This window comes from Streptomyces sp. NPDC018029 (assembly GCF_044327655.1).
GTDB lineage: Bacteria > Actinomycetota > Actinomycetes > Streptomycetales > Streptomycetaceae > Streptomyces.
This window is the reverse complement of record NZ_JBIRFV010000006.1, coordinates 510061-524448: the sequence shown is the minus strand read 5'-3', so window position 1 is coordinate 524448 and position 14388 is coordinate 510061. Positions and strand designations below refer to the sequence as shown.

Genomic DNA, 14388 nt, shown 5'->3' with positions numbered 1-14388 from the left:
ACCGGCCCTCCCGAACATCGGGCCTGCTTGGAAGGGATCGGACGGGGCATCCGGTTTCCCTGGGAACGGGAGGATGCCATGACCATGACCGAGCGACCGGTCGAGCCGGCGGACGAGGACGCCGTCTGCTGTCCGCGCCACCACAGTGACGGCTCGGGGAGCGGCGGTGCCGAAGCGCCGGAGTCCGCGCGCGACCGGGTCAATCGACGCTGGAACGAGATTCTTCAGGAGACGCGCGTCGCCCAGACGGGCGTGCAGATCCTCTTCGGATTCCTGCTCAGCGTGGCGTTCACCCCTCTGTTCCGGGAGCTGGAGACGTTCGACCGCGTCGTCTATGTCGTCACCGTGGTCCTGGGCGCGTCGGCCACGGGATCGTTGATCGCACCTGTCTCCATCCACCGCTTCCTGTCCGGGCAGCGCATGAAGGACGAGGTGGTGCAGACCGCGGGACGCCTGATGATGTGCGGCATGGTCCTCCTCGCGCTGACCATCGGCTGCACGCTCCTGTTGATCCTGCGCATCGTGGTTCCCGGCCCACTCGCCGAGGCACTCGTCGGCGGTGTCATGCTGTGGTTCGCCATCTGCTGGTTCGCGCTGCCGCTGCGTTTGCGGCACCGCGCCGCTCGGCGGACGACGCGGCCGCGCGAGGACGGCGGCGCGGCTTCGTCGTGACGGCGGCACGGCTCCATCCTGACGGAGGTACAGCTCCGCCCTGACGGAGCGGCTGCCGTTGCCGCGGCGGTCGTCGCGTTCCGCGCGGTTCATCTCCCCGGGGCATCGGCCAGGCGCCCGCCGACGCGGGCGGCCGTCTCCCGGAGCCATATGTGCGCCGCGTCGTGGGTGTGTACGGGGTGCCACCACAACGCCTCCCGCAGGGGCACCGCCTCGTACGGCGGCTCCACCACGCGCACGGCGGCGAGCGGCGCGAGGAGCCGGGCGAGGCGGGCCTGGATCAGGGCGATGCGCTGGGTGCCCGCGACCAGCAGCGGCATGATCTGGAAACTCTCGACGGACACCTCGACCCGAGGTTCGATGCCCAGCATGCCGAGCTGCCGGACGGCCGGCGCGTCGTAGGTGCGTTGATAGGTGACCCAGGGCAGGCGGGCCAGGTCCTCGTGAGTCAGCCGGTCGTCGATGCTCGGGTGGTCGTCAGCGACCAGGAAGACCCACCGGTCCTGGTAGAGGTCGGTGGCCGGGAAGTCGCTGATGACGCCGTGCGGCATGAGCAGTCCGTCGATGGTGCTCAGCAGGGTGTCCGTGGCGTCCACCACGGTGGTCGGGGTCTGCGCGAAACGCAGCCGGATGCCGGGGGCCTCCTCGTGCACGACCCGGGCGAGTTCGGCGCCGAAGACGGCCACCGCGTAGTCGGACGCCACCAGTGTGAACTCGCGGCTCTCCCTGGCCGGATCGAAGTACGCCTGGCTGGCGAAGAGGCGCTCCAGCAGGTCGTACGCCGTGGACACGCGGGCCAGGAGCACCTGACCGAGGGCGGTGAGTTCGTAGTGGCCGCCGACCCGGGCCAGCAGGTCGTCGTCGAAGTGACGGCGCAGGCGGGACAGCGCCGCACTCATCGCCGGCTGGCTGAGGCCGACGCGCTGTCCGGCACGGGTGACGTTGCGCTCCTCCAGCAGAGCTCGCAGGGCGACGACGAGATTGAGATCCAGGCGACTGAGATTCACGGGCGCATCCCCTAGCTGCTTTGCTGCCTGTACGGCGATGACCTGCGGACATTCACCGCGTGGATGCCAGCTATCCACAGAATCTATTTCCATGATCGCGGGCGGCGGGTCCAGATTAGTGCCATCGCAATCAGGAGGACATTCGTGAAACCTGAAGCCGCGTCCGCTCTCTTCGCCGGACCCTTCGCTCTGGCCACCCTTTCCGCCCCTGGGGAGCCGGCCTTCCCCGCTCTCGTCACCCCCGACGCCCAGGTGATCGACGTGCGATCCGCCCTCGGCGACGCCGAGTTGACCATGAGGGGGGTCCTGGAGTGCTGGGACGCGGTGGTGCCGCGGCTGGCGGCGCTGGCCGATGACAAGGCCGCCCGGCGCGAGCCGCTCGCGGAGTTCCGGGTGCACGCGCCGGTCGAGCCGCGTCAGGTGTTCCAGTCCGGCGCGAACTACCGGCAACACGTCATCGACCTGCATGTCGCGCACCGGGCGCCGGGCGACGACCGTGCGGAGGAGGAGCGGCGCGCCGAGGCCGCCGAGATCATGGACCGGCGTGCGGCCGAGGACCTGCCGTACGTGTTCATCGGCCTGCCGAGTGCGATCACGGGCCCGTACGACGACGTGGTCCTGCCGGCCTGGGCCGAGAAGCCGGACTGGGAGCTGGAGTTGGCGGCCGTGATCGGGCGCCCCGCCCACCGGGTGCCGGTGGAACAGGCGTTGGAGTACGTCGCCGGATACACGATCGCCAACGATCTGACCGACCGCGCGACCGTCTTCCGCCGGGACATGCCGCAGGTCGGCACGGACTGGCTGCGGAGCAAGAACGCGCCCGGCTTCACCCCGCTGGGCCCGTGGATCGTGCCCGCCGCATCGATCGCCGACCCGGGTGACCTGCGCCTGACGCTCAAGCTCAACGGCGGGACCATGCAGGACGAGTCCACCAAGGACATGCTCTTCGACGTGGCCCGCATGGTCTCGTACGCCTCTCGAACCGCCCGGCTCCTCCCCGGCGACCTGGTCCTGACGGGCTCCCCGGCCGGCAACGGCATGCACTGGGGGCGGTTCCTGCGCGACGGCGATGTCATGGACGGCGCCATCTCCGGCCTCGGTGCCCAGCGCACCCGCTGCGTGGCGGAGGTGACGTCGTGACCCCGGGCCATACCACCCCGCAAGACACGCCAGACCGCATCGCCCCTCACGATCCACCGGACCGCACCGCCCCGCTCGATCCACCGGACCGCACCGACCCGGAAGGCGCGATCGCCGCGGCGGCCAAGTCGTTCTCCAACTGGGGGCGTTGGGGTGCCGACGACCGCCTTGGCACCCTGAACTTCCTGGACGAGGCCAAGCGGCGCGAAGGCGCGGCGCTCGTGCGGCGCGGCGTGAGCTTCTCCCTGTCCCAGCGCTTCGACATGGACGGCCCCCAGCGGGGCTGGCGCCGCCGCACCAACCCCGTGCACACGATGCTCGACACCGGCACGGACGCCGCGCTGGCCAACCAGGGCTTCCCGCACGGGCACGGCGGCTCCGACGACGTGATCTCCATGCCGCTGCAGTGCTCCACCCAGTGGGACGGCCTCGGCCACATCTTCGATCACGGCATCGCCTGGAACGGCCGCGCCGCCGAACAGGTCGTCACCTCCGCCGGGGACCAGGTCACCGGCATCGAACACATGGCGCCGCACATCGCCGGACGTGGCGTCCTGCTGGACGTGGGCCGTGTCCTCGGCGACGCCGACGGCGAGCTGCCCGACGGGTTCGCCATCACCGAGGAGCACTTGGAGCGGACGGCCGCGGCCCACGGTGTGCGGGTCGGGCGCGGCGACCTCGTCACGGTGCGCACCGGGCGGCTCGCGCGTGCGCGCCGCGAGGGCTGGGGTGAGTACGCCGGCGGTCCTGCGCCCGGCCTGTCCTTCACCTCCGTGGGCTGGCTGCACCGCACGGAGATCGCCGCGATCGCCACCGACACCTGGGGTTTCGAAGTGCGGCCCAACGAGTTCGAGCACGCCTTCCAGCCCCTGCACCAGGTCGCCATCCCCCATATCGGGCTGCTCATCGGCGAGATGTGGGACCTGGACGGACTCGCCGAGGACTGCGCGGCCGACGGCGAGTACGCGTTCTGGCTCACCGCCGCGCCGCTGCCCATCACCGGCGCCGTCGGCTCCCCCGTCAATCCGGTCGCCGTCAAGTAGGGCGAGCAAGCAAGGAGTTCTGCATGAACCACCCCCGCACGGTCCTCGTCGTCGGCGGCGGCGCGGCCGGCAACGCCGTGACCATCCTGCTGCGCCGCGCCGGTCACACGGTGGACCTGATCGAAGCCAAGGACGACTGGAACGCCACCGCCGGATCCGGCATCACCCTCCAGGGCAACGCACTGCGCGTCCTGCGTGAACTCGGTGTCTGGGAGCAGGTAGAGGCGTCCGGTTTCGGCTTCGGCTCGATCGGCATCGTCGCGCCCGACGGCACGGTCCAGCACGTACAGGACGACCTGCGCACCGGCGGCGACGAGCTGCCCTCCACCGTCGGCATGCAGCGCCCCCGGCTCCAGCGGATCCTCAGCGAGGCAGTGCGCGCGAGCGGCGCGTCGGTCCGGCTCGGCACCACCGCCGAGATCCTGGGCCAGGACGCCGACGGCGTCTCCGTCCGGCTCTCCGACGGCTCCGAGGCCCACTACGACCTGGTGATCGCCGCCGACGGCCTCGGTTCGGCGACCCGCGCCGCGATCGGCGTCACCGTCAAGCCCGAACCCACCGGCATGGCCATCTGGCGCGTCGCGGCGCCGCGCCCGGCCGGCGTCACCCGCGCCGACATCGTCTACGACGGTCCCGCCCATATCGCCGGTTACTGTCCCACCAGCGACACCACCCTGTACGCCTTCGTCGTCGAGGCCAACCGCGACCGCGCCGCCCTGCCCCGCGAGACGTACGCGGACGAGATGCGCCGGCTGGCCTCGGCCTACGGCGGCCGCTGGCCCGAGATCACCGAGCACATCACCGACCCGGCGAAGGTCAACTACACCTGGTTCGACCGGCTGCTGGTCGAAGGCTCCTGGCACCGCGCACGGGTCGTCCTCGTCGGTGACGCCGCCCACTGCTGCCCGCCCACCCTGGCCCAGGGCGCCGCCCTGTCCCTGGAGGACGCCTGGGTCCTCGCCCAGACGCTGACCGGGTCCGACACCTGGGACGACTCGCTGTTCCAGGCGTACTACGAGCGGCGGATCGCCCGCGTCCGGCCGGTCGTCGAGGCGTCCGTTCAGATCGGACAGTGGCAGCTCGACGGGGTGCGCGGCGACGTGCCGGGCCTCATGGCCCGCACCATGACCATGCTGAGGGAACTGCCGTGAAGACTCAGGTAACTGCCCTGAACGCACCCACCGTTGACGTGCACGCCCACGTCCTGCTCCCCGAGGTCGACGCCCTCGTGGAGGGGCGGCCGGGGCTCGCCGAGGCGCGCGCCCTGGAAGCCCGCCGCAACGGCCCGGACGCCCTCGCGGTCAGCGGGACCATGGTCCGCGAACGTCTCCCGCGACTGACCGACCCGGGCGTGCGCCTGGCCGCGATGGACGCCCAGGGCGTGGACGTCCAGCTGGTCAGCCCCTCCCCCTCGCACTACCACTATTGGGCCGACGAGGAGACCGCGGAGAAGGTGTACCGGCTGGCGAACGAGGCGTCGGCCGCGCACTGCTCGGCCGCCCCCGACCGGCTGCGCGGACTGGGTCTCGTCCCGCTCCAACACCCGGCGCTCGCCGTCGAGGCACTCGACCACGCCCTCGCGCAGGGCCTGCTCGGCGTGGAGATCTCCAGCCACACCCCTGGCCGCGAACTCTCCGATCCCGCCTATGAACCCTTGTGGACCCGGGCCGAGGAGACCGGCGCCCTGCTCTTCCTGCACCCCTTCGGCTGCACGCTCGACGAGCGCCTGGACCGGTGGTACCTGTCCAACACGGTCGGCCAGCCCACCGAGAACGCCGTCGCGCTCTCGCACCTGATCTTCTCCGGGGTGCTGGACCGGCACCCCGCGCTGAAGCTGATCGCGGCGCACGGCGGCGGTTACCTGCCCACCCACATCGGCCGCTCCGACCACGCCTGGTCGGCCCGCTCCGACGCGGCCACCGACTGCGCACACCGGCCCAGCAGCTACCTGAAACGGCTGTACTTCGACTCCCTGGTCCACGACCCGCCCGCCCTGCGGGAACTGGTCCGGGCCGCCGGGGCCGACCGGGTGCTGCTCGGCTCGGACTTCCCCTTCGACATGGGCACCGAGGACCCCGTCGGCGCGCTGCGTGCCGCGCGGCTCCCCGAAGCCGACTTCCACGCCGTACGCGGCGGCAACGCCTCCGCCCTCCTCCGGAAGGACTGACACCATGCGTCTGCTCACTCATCTGCGGCACGTCGACCTCGCCGTGCCCGACTACGACAAGCAGCTCGACTTCTACGCCGGTGTGTGGGGTCTGACCAAGGTCGCCGAGGACTCCGGCATCTCCTTCCTCGCCGCCGAGGGCTCTCCGGAGCAGTACGTCGTACGGCTCCGCAAAGCCGCGGAGAAGCGGCTCGACCTGGTCTCCTACGGCGCCGCGTCCGCCGCCGACGTCGACACGCTCGCCGAACAACTCCTCGCGGGCGGCGCCCAGTTGGTGTCGCGTCCTGGCGAGGTCGACACCCCCGGCGGCGGCTACGGATTCCGCTTCTTCGACGTCGACGGACGCACCATCGAGGTCTCCGCGGACGTCGAGGTCCGGCAGCACCGCAGGATCGAGGAGAAGGAGGCGATCCCGGTCAAGCTCTCCCACGTCGTCCTCAACTCCCCCGATCTGAACCGCACCCGCGCGTGGTACGAGCGCCACCTCGGCTTCGCGCTCTCCGACACGCTCAGCTCGCCGCACATGGGCGAGGTCATGCACTTCATGCGGATCAGCAACCAGCACCACTCCATGGCGCTGGCGAAGGGCCCGCACACGTCGCTGCACCACGTGTCCTTCGAGATGCGCGGCATCGACGAGTACATGCGCGGTTCCGGACGCGTCACGCGGGCGGGCTTCACCAAGATCTGGGGGCCGGGGCGGCACCTGGCCGGGGACAACACCTTCACGTACTTCCTCGACCCGCACGGCAACACCGTCGAGTACACCACCGAGTTGGAGTGCCTGGACGAGGACACCTGGCACCCCCACGTCTACGACTTCTCCCGGCCGGAGGTCACCGACCAGTGGGGCACCGCCAACCCCATGAATGAACTGGTCGCCAAGGAGTCCTTCAACGACCCCGACCCCGGCGTCTTCACCGCCCCGCCGGTCTAGGTCGGCGGCCCGCGTCCGACTCCTCTTCGATCCACGCTTCTTCCGATCCCACGCCGCTGGAGCCGCGCCATGCGTTTCGCCGCCTACGAACACCGACACCGCCGCCGGGTGGCGGTCGTCGAGGGGGACGGCACTCTCTTCCCGCTGCCCGGCGTCACCTCGCTCACCGACCTGCTCCGGGAGTCCGGCGGGCTGCCGGGGTTGCTCGCCGCCGGCGCGGCGGTCCTCGACGTACCCCCTGGCCCGCACGTCTGCGAGGTCCGGCTCCTGCCTCCCCTCCAGCCCGCCTCGGTGCGGGACTTCGTCACTTTCGAGGAACACGTCGAAGGGGTACGCCGCTCGGTGGAGGGAACCGGCGGCGTCCCCGAACAGTGGTACGCGGCGCCGACCTTCTACTTCTCCAACCCCCACGCGATGTACGGCCCGCACGACGGCGTACCCGTGCCGCCCGGTTCGGCCGTCCTGGACTTCGAGCTGGAGGTGGGCGCCGTGATCGGCCGGGAGGGCCGCGATCTCACCCCGGAGCGGGCGCGCGACCACATCGTCGGCTACACCATTCTCAACGACTGGTCCGCCCGCGACCTCCAGGGCGCGGAGATGAAGGTCGGCCTCGGCCCCTGCAAAGGCAAGGACACCGCCACCACCCTCGGCCCGTACCTCGTCACCGCCGACGAACTGGAACCCCACCGCGACGCCGACGGCTTTCTGCGGCTCGCCCTCACCGCGGAGATCAACGGCGACACCGTGGGCGAGGACCTGTTGTCCAACATGAGCTGGACCTTCGAGGAGATGACCGCCTACGCCTCCCGCGGCACGCGAGTCGTGCCCGGCGACGTACTCGGCTCCGGCACCTGCGGCAACGGCGGCTGCCTCGCCGAACTGTGGGGCCGCGACGGCGAGCAGAGCGTGCCCCCGCTCAGGCCCGGCGACACCGTCACCCTCACCGCCGAGGGCATCGGCACCCTCACCAACACCGTCGCGCCAGGTACCGAACCCGTCCCGCTGCCCACCGGCCGGCGCCGGTCCCCGGAACGACCGTGAGCGACAATGGCCACACTGTTCTTTGTCGTCACAGTGGTTGCGTACCCAGGACAGCACAGGCGTGCGCGCGGAGAGGGGAAGACGTGAGTGTGAGCCAGCACCCGTCAGACGTATCGGCCAGGCTGAACACCGGAGTCGCGCACAACGCGCGGGTGTGGAACTACTGGATCGGCGGGAAGGACCACTACGAGGTCGACCAGCAGGTCGGTGACCAGGTCGCCACGATGTTCCCGGTGATCCGCGACGTGGCCCGCGCGGACCGCGAGTTCCTCGGCCGCGCGGTCCGGTTCCTGACCGCCGACTGCGGAGTGCGGCAGTTCCTGGACATCGGCACCGGGCTGCCGACCCTGGACAACACTCACGAGATCGCCCAGCGGATCGCGCCCGAGTCCCGGATCGTCTACGTCGACAACGACCCCATCGTGCTCGCCCACGCCCGCAGCCTGCTCGTCGGCACCCCACAGGGCGCCACCGACTACATCGACGCCGACGCCCACCACCCCAACAGCGTCATCGAGGGCGCCTCGGCGACTCTCGACCTCGACCGGCCCGTCGCGGTCATGATGCTGGGCATCCTCAACTTCGTCCTCGACACGGAACAGGCACTGGACATCGTGCGCCGCGTCATGTCCTCGGTGCCGTCCGGCAGTTACCTCGCCATGACGCACCCGACCACCGACACCGACCTCGGCGGCGAGGGCAACGTCGAGGCCATGAAGTTCTGGAACGAGAACGCCACGCCCCCGATCACCGCCCGGAGCCGCACGGAGATCAGCGCGTTCTTCGACGGCCTCGACCTCCTCACGCCCGGCCTCGTGTCGTGCTCGCGGTGGCGCGCCGATTCGGAATCCCCGGCGGTACTCCCCCAGTTCGGCGCAGTCGCCGTGAAGCCCTGACCGGCATCACGGCGACTCCGGGTCGGCTTGCGCCGGACGTCAGTCCTCCTTGCCCATGGCCTTGCGGACCGCGTCCTTGGTGCGGTCCATGAGCGCGGCCACCGGACCGAGGGCCATGTTGGCCGCGCCGGACTCCACGCCCGGGTGCGGCCTCGTGGGCGCTATGGCCTCGGCGGCCTTCACCGCCTTGGCCATGGCGGCGAGGCTGGTGGCGTCGGTGCTGCGCCGGATGTGGGTGAACTCGTACCGCTCCTCGGCGCGCGCGTGCTCCTGGACGTCCTTGCGCAGCTTCAGCAGCTGGGGCATGAACTTGGGGTCGTCGGTGTCGTAGTCGTCGAGCGCGGCGAGGGTCTCCTTGGCCGCCTTCTCCTCGGCGAGCCGGTCCTCCACGACCTGCTTGCCGCCCGGAAGGCCGCGCCGGGCGAAGGGGTGGACGACCTCCTCCTCGGCGGTCTCGTGCACGGCGAGCAGCCGCACCAGCCTGCGGAAGGCGTCGCGGCGCTCCTCGCCCTTCGCTGCCTCGACCTCGTCGAAGAGGTTGCGGATGTCGCCGTGCTGACGCATCAGCAAGGAGACGACGTCGGTGTCCTTGGACCGGTCGTCACCGGCCTGGGGCGTGGTGTGGCGAGTGGACATGGCCGCCTCACTTCTCCCGCTGGGAAGGATCGGGGTGCTCGCCCTCGGTCTGCAGGCGGTACTCGCGCCCGAACATCTCGCCGTGTTCGACCATCACGCGGTCGCTCGGGGGCGACTCGCCACCGTGGATCCGCTCCTGCATCTTCTCGAACCGCTCGTGGGCCTCACGGACGTAGCCGGCGCCCAGCGTGGTCAGGTCCATCTGGGTGTCGAGCAGCTCCCGCACATAGGCCTTGTTCGGCTCGAAGGTCAGCACGTTCGGCAGCTCGGGCGCCAGCACCTCCTGCGGCTCGCGCCCGTCGTGGCGGCGCATCAGGTCACAGGCGATGTGCAGGTGCTCCAGCTCCATGTTCAGATGCAGCTCCCAGATCGCCTTGACCCTGGGGTCGCTCTCCTGCTCCATGAACGAGTAGTACAGATAGCACTCGTTGTACTCGTGGTTGACCAGCTGCTCCCACCAAGTCTCCCCCGGGTCGACGAGCGACTCGTAGTGGGTGACGTGCTCTTCCTCGATGAGCCCGATCTCCTGGTAGAGTCGGCGGGCGATGGGCTCCATGTAGGTGGGGCCGGTGTTCATGTAGAAGTTCATGGTCTGCTGCTCGGCCGACATGATCGTCAGGGCATGCAGCTTGGACAGGGGGCTCGTGGCGGACGTGTCGTAGGCGTCGCGCACGTTGTCGACCGGGTCACGGTGGTGGAACCGGGTGGGCCGGCCCGGCATGACCTCGGTCAGGCCGTCCACGATCGACTCCGCCTTGCGGTGCTCGATCATCTCGTACAGGTTCGCGTACCGGTACAGATGGTCGAAGTCCTCCAGCACACCGAACTGATACGCCTGCTTCAGATACGGATCCGGCTCCATCCGCGCCACCCACGCCGTCAGGTCCACCGCCACCTGCTCGTACGCGATGGTCGTCTCCAGCACCGACGACACACCCGGCAGCAGCCAGTTCACCACCTTCTGCTGCTGTGCCTCGATGTAGCGCACACTGGCGAGGTTCCGCTTGACGTCCGGGTCCACCGTGTTCCGGGCGAGTTGGTGGCTGAACATGATCGCTTCGACCTCGATGCCGTTCATCGCGATGATCCGGCAACGGGTGTACGGGTCGCAGTGGTCCGGGTCGATGGGCGCCACGTCGAGCTCCCGCCAGCTGCGCAGCTGACGGTCCAGCGGAATACCCCGCTGTTCGAGCGGATTGAAAGCCATCTCAATGCCTCCTGCACCGGGGCAGCGTGTAGGGCCACCAGGTACCCCGCCATCAGCGGCGAGCACAGGCCCCTGCACGAGTCCGGGCGCGACCGGCAGGTTCCGGCCACCGCCGGCGCACCAATGCCCGCGGTTCCCCCTGCTGGGTCAGCCGGGGCGCTCCTCCCACGACGTAGGACATGACGCAAACCACGCCGCACCGAAGCAGGACGGATATGCCTCGGGCGCCCGGTGCCCGACTCAGACCGCGGTGGTCTCGGTGACGATGAGGTCGATGACGGCGCGCACGCCGCCTTCGGCCAGGGCACGGCGCTGCCGGTCGGCCGCCGTCCCCTCCTGGAGCAGGCGGTGGACGAGCGCGGTGACCTCGCGGGTGTCCCCGGCCTCTTCGAGTGCGGGCATGATGTGGTCCATCAGCTGGGACAGTACGTCGCCGGAGCTGCGCAGCCTGCCCTCCCGGTCGACCAGCGAGCCACTGAGCCCGTGCCGGGCCGCGTGCCAGTTCGCGGCCTGCAGCAGTTCCGGCGCGCAGGGCAGCACCGGGACGCCTGCTTTGACCTCCGCGATGGCGGTGGCGACGAGCGCGCGCACGATGCCGGTGTACATCACCGCCTCGTCCGTGCGGAGCTGCACGTCCGAGCAGCGCACCTCGATGGTGGGGTAGCGGTTGGAGAGGCGGGCCTGCCAGTAGATCTGGCCCAGGTCCATGAGCGCTCCGGAGGCCAGGAGCTGCCCCACCCGGCGCTCGTGGTCGGCGAGGCCGTCGAAGTGCGGTGGCGGGCCGCTGACCGGCCAGCGCCCGAACACGACCGTGCGCCAGCTGGCGAACCCGGTGTCGTGGCCCGACCAGAGCGGGGAGTTCGCCGACATGGCGACCAGGACCGGCAGCCACAGCCGGACCCGGTTCAGGACGGCCACGCCGACTTCCGGGTCGGGCACGGCGGCGTGCACGTGCATGCCGCACACCAACTGCTCGGCGACGAGCTGCGGCGCCTGCGCCCGCAGGGCGCGGTAGCGCGGCAGGCTCGTCACCGGCACCGGCGCCTCCTCCTTGAGCGGCGGCGTGCCGCAGGCCGCGAGGCGGCACCCGTGGCTCTCCGCCGCACGCCCCAGCGCGTGGCGCAGCCGCAACAGGTGACCGCCCACTTCGTCGAGATCGGTGCACACCGGGGTGGCCACCTCGACCTGCGCCTCGATCAGCTCCGCCTGGATCTCCCGTTCCTCCACGATCGGCTCGAGACCGGCGGCAACACGGACCTGCTCGGCCAGCGGAACGGGGTAGCCGGAGGAGGGATCGAGCAAGAGGTATTCCTCTTCGACACCCACCGTGATCAGACTCATCGTGCTCCGAGCCTAAGCGAAACACACGGTCACTTCCCGCCGGCCCGACCCGGTCTGCGAAACTGACCGCGTGAGCGAACCCCGGAGCACAGCGGCTGGAAAGGTCCTGGAGATCCTCTCGGTCTTCGATCACGAACATCCTTCGCAGACCCTGTCGGAGATCGCCCAGCGCACCGGCCTGGCCCTGAGCACCGCCCACCGCGTGATCGCCGAGCTGGCCGAATGGGGAGCGCTGGAGCGCGGGGAGGACGGCGCGTGGCACATCGGACTCAGGCTCTGGGAGATCGCCTCGGGATGCCCCCGGACGCAGATTCTGCGGGATGCGGCCCTGCCGTTCATGCAGGACCTCTACGAGGCGACCCACGAGAACATCCAGCTCGGGGTGCGCGAGGGCATCGAACTCGTGTTCGTGGAGAGGATCGCGGGGCACCGGTCGGTGCAGCTGCTGACGATGGTCGGCAGCCGGTTTCCCATAGGCTCCACCGGGATGGGCCGGGTGCTGCTGGCGCACGCGCCGCGGGACGTCCAGGAGGAGGTCCTGGAGTCGCCGCTGCGGGCCTGGACCCCGCACACCGTGACCGACCCGAAGACGCTGCGCGGCCAGCTGGACCGCATCCGCCGCGAGCAGGTCTTCATCAGTGACCGGCAGCTCTCGGAGGACACTCTCGCGGTGGCCGCGCCGGTGCGGATCGGCCGGGCGGGGCCCGTCAGCGCCGTTCTGGGGATCGTCGTCACGGCGCGGGGCACCCGTCGTGCGCGAGGCCTGCGCGAGCCGCTCCTCAGGGCCGCGCACGGGATCTCCGACGAGCTCGGCCGGCGGGCGCGTACGGCGGTCTGATCGCGGGCGGCTTCCGCCTGACGGAAACACCGGCGACCGACAGCTCCCCCTGATGCCAACGTTCTCGGTGTTCCGAACGTCCGCAGTCGCTCAGGAGATGCCATGGCCGACGCCGCCGTCGACACCGTTGTCTCGGTTCCCATAGCTGTCATCGGGGCCGGCCCGGCCGGGCTGATGCTGGCTCACCTGCTCGGGCGCGCGGGCGTGGAGACGATCGTGGTCGACACCCGTTCGCGGTACGAGATCGAGACGACGCAGCGGGCCGGCATCCTGGAGGCCGACGCGGCCCGGGACCTGGTCGAGACAGGTGTCTCCGACCGCATTCTGCGCGAGGGCCACGAGCACGAGGGCATCGAGCTCCGGTTCGGCGGCCGGCCGCACCGCATCCACTTCAAGGAGCTGGTGGGCGCGTCGGTGTGGCTCTACCCGCAGACCGACGTGTTCATCGACCTGGCCGACGCCCGGGCCCGCGACGGCGGCACGGTCCACTTCGGCGTCCAGGAGACCGAGGTCCTCGACATCACGACCGACGCTCCCCGCGTTCGCTACACCGCGTCCGACGGCACCCGGCACGAGATCAGGGCGCGGTACGTCGTCGGTGCGGACGGGTCGCGCAGCATGTGCCGTGACCTGGTGCCCGAGGAGCGGCGGGCGCGCTACGGCAACGAATATCCCTTCGCGTGGTTCGGCATCCTGGCCGAGGCGCCGATGAGCGCGCCCGAACTGGTCTACGCCCACTCCGAGCACGGGTTCGCGCTGATCAGCCAGCGCACCGAGACGGTGCAGCGGATGTACTTCCAGTGCGCCCCCGACGAGTCCGTCGAAGCCTGGTCGGACGACCGCATCTGGGAGACGCTCCAGGCCCGGGTGGCCGGGCAGGACGGCTTCCGCCTCAAGGAGGGGCCGGTTCTGGAGAAGACGGTGCTGCGGTTCCGCTCATTCGTCCAGGAGCCGATGCGCTGGGGCTCGATGGCGCTCGCCGGCGACGCCGCGCACACCGTGCCACCGACCGGTGCCCGCGGGCTCAACCTCGCGCTGCACGACGTGAAGGTGCTCGCCGACGTCCTGCCGCGCGCCCTCGGCAGCGCGGGCGAAACGGCGCTGGACGACTATCAGCCGCGCGCCCTGCAACGGGTCTGGCGGGCACAGAACTTCTCGTACTGGATGACACAGTTGCTGCACACCGCCCCCGACGGCACGCCGTTCGGCCTGCGCCGCCAGCTCGGCGAGCTCGACAACGTGGTGGGCACCCGCGCCGGTCGCACCTACCTCGCCGAGCAGTACACCGGCTGGCCCTCCTCGACGTGAAGGCCGACCGCATTCCCTGAACCGCGCCCCGCCGGCGGACCGCGTACATGCGGATGGCGACGACGACGTCGCCCTCGGGGCGGGCCGCGCCAACCCGGTGAGGCCCCGGTTGGCGTCCCCCGGTTGACAGGCAGACGATGGAGTGAAGGGGTCGG

Annotated in this window: 14 protein-coding genes; 10 read left to right on the top strand and 4 right to left on the bottom strand. The window is 70.6% G+C overall.

Features of this window, described 5'->3' with window-relative positions:
* Nucleotides 1-78 precede the first annotated feature (78 nt).
* The gene (locus ACH4D5_RS21495; protein ID WP_398304734.1) at nt 79-672 is read left to right on the top strand and encodes a DUF6328 family protein; all 594 of its coding nucleotides are present in this window, start codon (nt 79-81) and stop codon (nt 670-672) included.
* 89 nt (nt 673-761) lie between these two features.
* Here the strand turns inward: ACH4D5_RS21495 and ACH4D5_RS21490 are convergent, their stop codons facing one another.
* Nucleotides 762-1679, bottom strand: a complete 918-nt coding sequence (locus ACH4D5_RS21490; RefSeq protein WP_398304732.1) for a LysR family transcriptional regulator — start codon at nt 1677-1679, stop codon at nt 762-764.
* Between the two features lie 144 nt (nt 1680-1823).
* Here ACH4D5_RS21490 and ACH4D5_RS21485 point away from each other — a divergent pair, with 144 nt between their 5' ends.
* From ACH4D5_RS21485 to ACH4D5_RS21455, 7 genes are all read left to right on the top strand, one after another.
* Nucleotides 1824-2819 carry a fumarylacetoacetate hydrolase family protein gene (locus ACH4D5_RS21485; protein WP_398304729.1) on the top strand — a complete coding sequence of 332 codons (996 nt, stop codon included), beginning with the start codon at nt 1824-1826 and terminating at the stop codon, nt 2817-2819.
* A 38-nt stretch (nt 2820-2857) separates the two neighbouring features.
* On the top strand, nt 2858-3862 hold the full coding sequence (locus ACH4D5_RS21480) for a cyclase family protein (RefSeq protein WP_398304904.1): 1005 nt from the start codon (nt 2858-2860) through the stop codon (nt 3860-3862).
* Nucleotides 3863-3885: 23 nt separating this feature from the next.
* Nucleotides 3886-5013, top strand: a complete 1128-nt coding sequence (locus ACH4D5_RS21475) for an FAD-dependent oxidoreductase (protein WP_398304726.1) — start codon at nt 3886-3888, stop codon at nt 5011-5013.
* Nucleotides 5010-6029, top strand: a complete 1020-nt coding sequence (locus ACH4D5_RS21470) for an amidohydrolase family protein (RefSeq protein WP_398304723.1) — start codon at nt 5010-5012, stop codon at nt 6027-6029. Before ACH4D5_RS21475 ends, ACH4D5_RS21470 begins: the two co-directional genes overlap by 4 nt.
* Before the next feature lie 4 nt (nt 6030-6033).
* Nucleotides 6034-6966: a VOC family protein gene (locus ACH4D5_RS21465; protein ID WP_398304720.1), complete on the top strand. Its 933-nt coding sequence runs from the start codon at nt 6034-6036 to the stop codon at nt 6964-6966.
* A 69-nt stretch (nt 6967-7035) separates the two neighbouring features.
* Nucleotides 7036-8007: a fumarylacetoacetate hydrolase family protein gene (locus ACH4D5_RS21460; RefSeq protein ID WP_398304717.1), complete on the top strand. Its 972-nt coding sequence runs from the start codon at nt 7036-7038 to the stop codon at nt 8005-8007.
* An 83-nt stretch (nt 8008-8090) separates the two neighbouring features.
* On the top strand, nt 8091-8903 hold the full coding sequence (locus ACH4D5_RS21455) for an SAM-dependent methyltransferase (protein ID WP_398304714.1): 813 nt from the start codon (nt 8091-8093) through the stop codon (nt 8901-8903).
* Nucleotides 8904-8942: 39 nt separating this feature from the next.
* On the opposite strand, the gene ACH4D5_RS21450 is transcribed toward ACH4D5_RS21455, so the two are convergent.
* The 3 genes from ACH4D5_RS21450 to ACH4D5_RS21440 form a co-directional block, all read right to left on the bottom strand.
* Entirely contained in the window at nt 8943-9539 is a 597-nt protein-coding gene (locus tag ACH4D5_RS21450; protein ID WP_398304711.1) for a hemerythrin domain-containing protein, read from the bottom strand.
* Nucleotides 9540-9546: 7 nt separating this feature from the next.
* Nucleotides 9547-10746, bottom strand: coding sequence for a hypothetical protein (locus ACH4D5_RS21445; protein WP_398304709.1), 1200 nt, complete (start codon nt 10744-10746; stop codon nt 9547-9549).
* Nucleotides 10747-10986: 240 nt separating this feature from the next.
* Nucleotides 10987-12087, bottom strand: a complete 1101-nt coding sequence (locus tag ACH4D5_RS21440) for a glutamate--cysteine ligase (protein WP_398304706.1) — start codon at nt 12085-12087, stop codon at nt 10987-10989.
* A gap of 70 nt (nt 12088-12157) precedes the next feature.
* Here ACH4D5_RS21440 and ACH4D5_RS21435 point away from each other — a divergent pair, with 70 nt between their 5' ends.
* Both ACH4D5_RS21435 and ACH4D5_RS21430 read left to right on the top strand, forming a co-directional pair.
* Complete coding sequence (locus ACH4D5_RS21435) at nt 12158-12925, top strand: IclR family transcriptional regulator (protein ID WP_398304703.1); 768 nt, start codon at nt 12158-12160, stop codon at nt 12923-12925.
* Between the two features lie 102 nt (nt 12926-13027).
* Nucleotides 13028-14233 (top strand): 4-hydroxybenzoate 3-monooxygenase, encoded by a 1206-nt coding sequence (locus ACH4D5_RS21430; RefSeq protein ID WP_398304701.1) that lies wholly within the window; start codon nt 13028-13030, stop codon nt 14231-14233.
* Nucleotides 14234-14388: the final 155 nt, after the last annotated feature.

Coding starts and splice junctions, on each gene's coding strand:
- ACH4D5_RS21460 (WP_398304717.1), top strand. CDS start 7,036: ATGCGTTTCGCCGCCTACGAACACCGACACCGCCGCCGGGTGGCGGTC.
- ACH4D5_RS21495 (WP_398304734.1), top strand. CDS start 79: ATGACCATGACCGAGCGACCGGTCGAGCCGGCGGACGAGGACGCCGTC.
- ACH4D5_RS21465 (WP_398304720.1), top strand. CDS start 6,034: ATGCGTCTGCTCACTCATCTGCGGCACGTCGACCTCGCCGTGCCCGAC.
- ACH4D5_RS21430 (WP_398304701.1), top strand. CDS start 13,028: ATGGCCGACGCCGCCGTCGACACCGTTGTCTCGGTTCCCATAGCTGTC.
- ACH4D5_RS21475 (WP_398304726.1), top strand. CDS start 3,886: ATGAACCACCCCCGCACGGTCCTCGTCGTCGGCGGCGGCGCGGCCGGC.
- ACH4D5_RS21445 (WP_398304709.1), bottom strand. CDS start 10,746: ATGGCTTTCAATCCGCTCGAACAGCGGGGTATTCCGCTGGACCGTCAG.
- ACH4D5_RS21450 (WP_398304711.1), bottom strand. CDS start 9,539: ATGTCCACTCGCCACACCACGCCCCAGGCCGGTGACGACCGGTCCAAG.
- ACH4D5_RS21440 (WP_398304706.1), bottom strand. CDS start 12,087: ATGAGTCTGATCACGGTGGGTGTCGAAGAGGAATACCTCTTGCTCGAT.